1 protein-coding gene and 1 pseudogene are annotated in these 1,336 nt (G+C 36.5%); one reads left to right on the top strand and one right to left on the bottom strand.

The annotated features are described in order from the left end of the window. The coding region (locus HET73_RS07470) for an iron-sulfur cluster assembly scaffold protein (RefSeq protein WP_174134298.1) at positions 1 to 132 on the bottom strand (132 nt) is incomplete at its 3' end. A gap of 182 nt (positions 133 to 314) precedes the next feature. Here HET73_RS07470 and ftsY point away from each other — a divergent pair. Beyond that, a pseudogene (ftsY, locus tag HET73_RS07465) lies at positions 315 to 1,231 on the top strand (signal recognition particle-docking protein FtsY). Positions 1,232 to 1,336 lie beyond the last annotated feature (105 nt).

Below are 1,336 nucleotides of genomic sequence, written 5' to 3'. Positions count from 1 at the left end.
TTGTAATTTCATCACATCGCCGCATGATGGAACACCAACCAAACCAGTGCCAACATTTGGATCATTTTTATTCAGAGAACCAACATTCCTTGGATTTTGGTAATGATCTAAAATTTTCTCATTATAACTCATAGAATTACCCGTAAACCATTACTTATATTATAACATATTTAGGTTGAAAATTAAAGAAAAACACTAGTATTTCGGAACTTTTACTCACAAAATAACACAAAAGTGAGTGTATTTACCTTTACAAATACTCGTAGTGCATGTCATTCTTTATATTGTAATTAGGTTTATAAGTCTAAAAGAATTTGAGTTTGTTTAGTAGTCTTTATAAAGGCTTGTTGAAAACTTCTTCGCGCTTTAGCGATGGAGTAAAGAATTTTTCTGTAGTATTTTTTCTGGCAAAAAAAAAATAGATCAGTTGCTTTTGGATGAGCTAGAAGAGTTACTAATTAGCATGGATATCGGTCATAAAACTTCTAAGTTGATTATCGACAGGCTCACAAGCATCAAATTTGACAAGGAAGTTCAGCATGACATCATCACACAGCAGCTAATGAGCGAAATAGAATCGATATTGAACCCTGCTGTACAACCGCTAATTTTAAACTAAAACCACACATAATAATGGTATGCGGAGTGAATGGTAATGGTAAAACCACAACAATAGGTAAGCTCGCATATAAATATAAAGAAATGGGGAAATCCGTTATGCTTGTTGCGTGCGAGACATTTAGAGCGGCAGACAGTTAAATATCTGGGCAGAACGTTCTGGTTGCTCCATTGTAACTAGAGAGTACGGTAGCGACTCTGCAAGTGTGGCATATAGAGCTGTAAGTCAAGCTATAAAAGATAACGTTGATGTTGTTTTGATTGATAGAGCAGGCAGGCTACAAAATAACGTGAACCTTATGGAGGAGTTATCAAAAATATATAGAACGATAAAAAAATTGGATGAGATACTGCTCCTCATGATGTTATTTTAGTTCTTGATGCAACCACCGGCCAAAACGCTTACAGCCAACTGGAGGCATTTAGCAAAATGGTGAACGTTACTGGGCTAATCGTAACCAAGCTAGATGGCACTGCTAAGGGCGGAGTAGTGATTAGGCTCGCAGAAACCTACAAGATAAAGTTGCATGCTATAGGAATTGGCGAGGGTATAGAGGATCTTAGGGAGTTTACTAGTAAAGAATTTGCTGAAGCACTATTTAACTGTTCCTAGCATAACAAACCTTTGGCAGCACATAAACCAAAAAGCCCCTTCCCGTCAATCTCATTACAATGACAATGAAGCTATTGATTTATCTTCGCAATCTGCAGATTAAAA

It is taken from the genome of Wolbachia endosymbiont of Atemnus politus (genome assembly GCF_013309895.1).
The sequence above is the reverse complement of the archived record's forward strand: the minus strand, read 5'-3'. Positions and strand labels throughout refer to the sequence as shown.